Source organism: Phaeobacter sp. (assembly GCF_022825805.1).
GTDB lineage: Bacteria > Pseudomonadota > Alphaproteobacteria > Rhodobacterales > Rhodobacteraceae > Phaeobacter.
Genome location: NZ_JAJDWC010000021.1, coordinates 1 through 6,018 on the forward strand (window position 1 = coordinate 1; position 6,018 = coordinate 6,018).

7 protein-coding genes are annotated in these 6,018 nt (G+C 56.7%); 1 reads left to right on the plus strand and 6 read right to left on the minus strand.

Features of this window, described 5'->3' with window-relative positions; all coding sequences use genetic code 11:
- Window positions 1–214: 214 nt before the first annotated feature.
- Window positions 215–1,090: a 3-hydroxybutyryl-CoA dehydrogenase gene (locus Q0C28_RS01975; RefSeq protein WP_293572972.1), complete on the plus strand. Its 876-nt coding sequence runs from the start codon at window positions 215–217 to the stop codon at window positions 1,088–1,090.
- Between the two features lie 17 nt (window positions 1,091–1,107).
- Here Q0C28_RS01975 and Q0C28_RS01980 read toward each other — a convergent pair whose 3' ends face one another.
- From Q0C28_RS01980 to Q0C28_RS02005, 6 genes are read right to left on the minus strand one after another with little or no spacing between them, the layout of a single operon-like run.
- Window positions 1,108–2,040, minus strand: coding sequence for a lysophospholipid acyltransferase family protein (locus Q0C28_RS01980; protein ID WP_293572973.1), 933 nt, complete (start codon window positions 2,038–2,040; stop codon window positions 1,108–1,110).
- A 36-nt stretch (window positions 2,041–2,076) separates the two neighbouring features.
- Window positions 2,077–2,346: an HPr family phosphocarrier protein gene (locus tag Q0C28_RS01985; protein ID WP_293572974.1), complete on the minus strand. Its 270-nt coding sequence runs from the start codon at window positions 2,344–2,346 to the stop codon at window positions 2,077–2,079.
- Window positions 2,347–2,354: 8 nt separating this feature from the next.
- Complete coding sequence (locus Q0C28_RS01990; RefSeq protein WP_293572975.1) at window positions 2,355–2,753, minus strand: PTS fructose transporter subunit IIA; 399 nt, start codon at window positions 2,751–2,753, stop codon at window positions 2,355–2,357.
- 9 nt (window positions 2,754–2,762) lie between these two features.
- Window positions 2,763–3,659 (minus strand): RNase adapter RapZ, encoded by an 897-nt coding sequence (gene rapZ / locus Q0C28_RS01995; RefSeq protein WP_293572976.1) that lies wholly within the window; start codon window positions 3,657–3,659, stop codon window positions 2,763–2,765.
- Complete coding sequence (locus Q0C28_RS02000) at window positions 3,640–4,086, minus strand: HPr kinase/phosphatase C-terminal domain-containing protein (RefSeq protein WP_366934220.1); 447 nt, start codon at window positions 4,084–4,086, stop codon at window positions 3,640–3,642. Before Q0C28_RS02000 ends, rapZ begins: the two co-directional genes overlap by 20 nt.
- Before the next feature lies 1 nt (window position 4,087).
- On the minus strand, window positions 4,088–5,797 hold the full coding sequence (locus Q0C28_RS02005) for a sensor histidine kinase (protein ID WP_293572977.1): 1,710 nt from the start codon (window positions 5,795–5,797) through the stop codon (window positions 4,088–4,090).
- Window positions 5,798–6,018 lie beyond the last annotated feature (221 nt).

A 6,018-nucleotide genomic window follows, 5' to 3' on the forward strand; every position in this document is an offset into this window, starting at 1 on the left:
GCCGTCATAACTACATGGCTCCCCCGCGAACGCGGTCGCGCTTTTGAGTTCGTAACTCATAATTCCCACCAATATTCACCCGAGACTCACCTAACAGCAGACCCGTTGACGAAATGCTAAAGGGTGACTTTGACTAAAAACCAACCGGATCGGCCTTGTGCCCGATATCCGCGCACCACTATGATCTGAGCGACTTTCCAATGAGGTGAGAGCAATGGATATCCAAAAAATTGGCGTGATTGGCGCGGGCCAGATGGGCAATGGCATCGCACATGTCATGGCGCTTGCGGGCTATGATGTTGTCTTGAACGACATCAATCAGGATGCGCTTGATGCGGCGATTGCTGCGATCCAGAAAAATCTCACCCGGCAGGTCAGCAAGGGCAAGATTGAGCAAAGTGATGTGGACGCTGCATTGGCGCGGATTTCCACGACCCTGGTGCTCGCGGACGTGGGGCAGACAGACCTGGTCATTGAGGCCGCAACAGAACGCGAAACCGTCAAACAGGCGATTTTCGAAGACCTCCTCCCCCATCTGCAGCCGCACACGATTTTGACATCGAACACCTCTTCGATTTCGATCACCCGGCTGGCCAGTCGCACGGACAGACCCGAACGTTTCATGGGGTTTCACTTCATGAACCCGGTGCCCGTGATGCAGCTGGTTGAGCTGATCCGCGGCATCGCAACAGACGAAGAAACATTCAAAGCCTGCTATGCGGTCGTGGATCGCCTCGGCAAAACGGCCGCTAGCGCCGAAGATTTCCCCGCCTTCATCGTGAACCGGATCCTGATGCCGATGATCAACGAGGCGGTTTACACGCTCTATGAGGGCGTCGGCAGCGTCAAATCAATCGATGAATCGATGAAATTGGGCGCCAACCATCCCATGGGACCGCTTGAGCTGGCGGATTTCATCGGATTGGACACCTGCCTGGCGATCATGAATGTGCTGCACGATGGGCTGGCAGATACAAAATACCGCCCCTGCCCGCTCCTGACAAAATATGTGGAAGCCGGATGGTTGGGCCGGAAAACGCAACGTGGATTTTATGATTATCGTGGCGATACACCAGTGCCTACGCGCTGATAGCCGCAGAGGCTCCGTCAGGGGCCTCTGTCGTGCACATAGCCGTTCTTATCGCCGCTTTCAGATGCCCCGAGCTGCATCGTATGCTCTCGCAACCAGGCCATAAAACCGCGGGGATCGCTTTGCAGCCGTTCCATGTGCTCGTCAGAGATCGGCTTACCCACGACCGGCGCCTGCGGCTTATTGCAGGAGCGGACGATTTCATGCAGCAGCAAACCCTGACGTAAAATCGGCGAGATACGGTTGGCCATCTGATACCACCGCGAATTGCTGCCGGGGAAATAGATCGGCACCACACGCGCGCCAGATCGGCGGATCAGCTGTGCTGTAAAGACGTTCCATTCCCGCTCGATTGCGGGCCCAAACATACTGTCAGAGGACATAACGACGCCAGACGGGAAAAGCGCAACAACGCCGCCATCCTTGAGATAGGCCATGGCTTGGCTGCGCATCTCAACCATTTTGCGCTGCGCTTCGGGATCATGGGGGAACGGCACCGGGATCATGAAAGAAGTCGCAGCCTCGTCGAGGCCTGTCAGAACAGAGCGTGTCAGAATACGGTAATCCTGTCGCACCCGACCGATCAGATCCGCGAAGATCATCCCATCGACCATGCCGTGGGGATGGTTGGCGACAACGACGACAGGGCCATCCTTGGGAATGCGTGCGATCTGCTCTTCCGGGGTGACCAGATCGATCCCCATCGTATTGAGAGCACCACGCCAGAATTTCTGGCCGCGGTATTCCGCATTGCTGCGTTCGAATTTGCGCACCATGCGCAGGATGGTCAGCTTACCGGTAAACCATTCGATCGCGCGAATGGCAAAGCTGGTCCAACGGTCATCAAACGAATTGGCATAGGTCAACGTACGACGGTCATAGACCTCACCGGTTTCGGTAGAGTCCGGCGTTGCGACGCCATCGTCTTGATCATGTGTGGTATCCGCCAAAACGGGTGATCCTATGTCATCTAGCTGTTTCTGGGCTCAGAAGCCTTCGCCGAACTTGTCTGCCACCAGCGTATCCAACGCCGCGGCAAGCGCTTCTGCGTCTGGGCCCGAGGTGGTGACGTCAATAGTCGTTCCCTTGGAGGCTGCCAACATCAAAAGGCCCATGATGCTGTCACCAGAGGCCGACAAACCGTCGCGAGACACTTCGGCGGTGGCATCAAATCCCTCCACCACTTCCACCAATTTGGCGGAGGCTCTTGCATGAAGGCCTTTTTCATTCACGATTTTCAGAGTCTTATGGACCATTACTGCGTCTACTCCCCCTCGGGGTTGATATTCTGTGCGTTGATGTACTTGCGGCCCGCTTCGAGGGCCTGGCGTACAGCGTCTACCACCGGCAAATGGCGGGATTTCGCCAATTTGATCAGCATCGGGAGATTCGCACCGTAAAGGATTCGCCGGTTGGCCGGCGCACAAGCCTGTAGGCTCAGATTGGAGGGTGAGCCGCCAAAAAGATCCGTGACCACCACAACACCATCGCCACCGTCGACGGCATCTGCCGCGCGACATATGTCACGTTGCTTCTGCTCACGGTCGTCATCCGGTCCGATGGCTATCGCCTGCAGACACAGCTGAGGACCCACGACGTGTTCAACGGCGGCAAGATATTCCTTCGCCAGCCCACCATGTGCAACAATCACGATACCGATCAAATCGGGCCCTCACTTCTGCCGCTGGCTCTGCAGCTCGCGGTGTCTAATTGACACTTGCTGCCCGTCTTCTGCAAGATCCTTCGCCAGTGTTTCTGCCAATGTCACCGATCTGTGCTGCCCGCCGGTACACCCAAAGGCGATGGACAGATGCGATTTACCCTCTTCGCGGTAGGCAGGCAGGAGATGGCGGATCAAACCAAGCAGCTGTTGGTAGAACGCGGGAAACCGTTGATCGTTTTTGACATAGCTTTGGACTGCATCCGTGCGCCCGTCCAGTTCGCGCAGGGCGGGCTCCCAATAAGGGTTGTTCAGGAAACGGCAGTCAAACACCATATCAACGCTGCGCGGCACCCCACGCTTGTAGGAAAAGCTCTGCACCGAAACGGCAAGCGCCCGGCCCTGTGGGGCGAACAAACGTTCGATATCGGCTTTCAATTGGTGAATGTTCATATCGGACGTATCTAGCAGGATATCGGCCTGATCGCGGATCGACGCCATCAGCTCCATCTCTCGCGTCACACCCAGCTCTGGATCTTCGGCAGGCGCCAAAGGATGGCGTCGACGGGTTTCGGAGTAGCGTCGCAACAAGACATCTGGCGAAGCATCCAAATAGAGCACCTTAAGATCCAGATTGGAGCGCGCCGACATTTCAGCGATCACATCCAGAAGGCCTGCTGGCGAGAAGTCACGATTGCGGCTGTCCAACCCTAGCGCCATGGGCCTGCTCAAACTTTGGGTTTGCAGCAGATCTGGGATCAAACGCAGTGGCAGATTATCAATTGCCTCGAAACCGAGATCTTCCAGCACATTGATCGCAGTCGTGCGCCCGGCACCAGATGGCCCCGTCACCAAAACAATGGTCACCGCAGCAGTCTGTTCTGTCGTGTCAGACCGCGGTGTCGGCATCCCTTGCTCCGTTCTTCAAGAATTGCAGCAGTGCTGGGGCAAAATGCGGCCCATCTACCCGGTTCAGCTTGCGTATCTGCAGGCCCAGTATCTTGTCTACCAACTGGTGCGGTAACCGCTCGGTTTCAAGTTCTGACAGATCAACTGTGGCGACAATCCGGCTTTCGGAAACGGTGTCGGCTTCCAGCAGGCCAACGCCTCTGGCTTCGATCACTCCTGACAAAACGGTTGGTGCCGTCGCGATCAGCATATCGTTTTGGCGCGCCACATTTACCTTGTCATCTGCAACCAAGACCGCGCCAAGCGCCATCATCTGCAAGGCCAATGTCGATTTTCCAGATCCAGATGGCCCCGTTATCAACAATCCCTTGCCATTCACATCAACGCAGCTGGCGTGCATGCAACAGGACGGGTGCAGATCCTCCACGTCAGATCGGCAGACCCACGACAAAGCGTGCGCCAAGCGGTTCAGATGTAATGTCGGCTTCGGTTGGGCGAATGTTTTCGGCCCAAATCACGCCACCATGGGCCTCGACAATCTGCTTCGAGATCGCCAACCCGAGACCGGAATTATTGCCAAAATGCTCAACAGGTCTTTGCGAATAGAAGCGTTTGAACACCTTGCTCAGCGCCTGCTCAGGAATGCCCGGTCCGGTGTCTTCCACCACGACCAGAACACGGTTGTCACGACGACGGGCCCACACGCGGATAGCGTCCCCATCTTCGCAAAACGAAATTGCATTGGTGATCAGGTTCACGAAGACCTGTGCCAGACGCGCCTCAAGGCCCTGAATATCAATGGGCGTCTTTGGCAGGTCGGTGATGTAGTCGATGCCTTTGCCGCGGGCGTCCTCGCCCAGGAACTGGTTCAGATTGCCAAGCATGGTCAAGAGATCAAAAGTTTCCTCATCCTCTTTGACCAGCTCCGCATCAAGACGAGAGGCATTGGAAATATCGCTGACAAGCCGATCCAATCTGCGGACGTCATGTTCAATCACATCGAGCAGCTTGTCGCGCTGATCCGGCCGTTTCACCATGCGCAGGGTGCCGACTGCGGACTGCAGACTTGCCAATGGGTTCTTGATTTCATGTGCAACGTCAGCTGCGAATTGTTCGTTGCTGTCGATCCGGTTGTAGAGCGCTTTGACCATACCGCGCAGTGCGCGGCTGAGGCGCCCGATCTCATCTGGGCGCGCGGAAAGATCCGGGATGCGGATCCGTCCTGGCTTTGACTTGCGCGCATCGCCATCCCGCCCCAGTTCAGCGGCCTCGGCCAGATCAGCCAGCGGGTTCGCAATGGTAGAGGCAAGCACGAGACTGAGGCCAACAGACACCAAGAGAGCCACCACAAACAGCTGCAAAACACGCTCCTGCTCGCCGCGCACCAGGGCGTCAACTTCACCGGTTGGCGATGCCAGCGTCACCACACCAATCGCGTTACCTTGAAACAGGATCGGCGTTGCCGCCGAGAACACAGTGCCGCCACTGGTGTCCACAACCGCTTGCACCTCGGTCCCCCCTGCCAGCGCCCGCTGTACCATGGCGCGGAGCTGATCTTCGAGAGACGTGGTTGGCGCAGGCGTGTCAGTTTTGAGAAACCCGCCAACTGCCGACCAAAGCGAAGACAAACTGTCGGTGATCACCGTGGAGCCCTGATTGTTATCGTTGATCAGGTCCAACGCACCACCTTCGGCGACGCCTTTGGTCTGGGCAAGCAATGTCCCGGCGGTGTCGAAAACAAACACCTCTGCACCAGCCCGCAGGCTGATGTTCTGCAGCGTCGCTTCCGGATCGATCCCATCGCGCGCGGCCAAGCTGACAGTGCCGATTTCAGGGAGCTGTGCCTCAAACACATCCGAGATCAGCATTGCTTCGGCGGCCAAGGCCCCGGCCCGTTGCAACACAAGGCTCTGCCGCGACGAATTCAAATACAGAATGCCCGATACCAGAACGATCAAAGCGATCAGATTCAGCGTGATGATTCTCCGGGTAAGCGGGGAGCCACGAAGCGAAAAGAAACCGCGCCGGGCCCGCTTGTCCTGCAACTCGCGCGTCACGGTTTGATCTGGTGCGACCCAATCGTCGCCCAGAACCACATCACTGTCTTTCTGAGATCGGTTCATACCCACATCGCGCATCGGCGTTCGCTCCGCCCGGCCCCGCCTGGGGTCTTACTCTTCGTTGTAACGATAGCCGATACCGTACAATGTCTCAATCGCAGTGTCGCTAACAAGCGATATGTCCGGTGTAGGTAACATGCGATCTGTCCGGTTTTATCATGTCTCCGAAAGGAGGCGTTATGAAGCGGACAGAAGTGTTACAGGAAGTTCGACTTATGAAGTTCGAAGACGTGTATTCG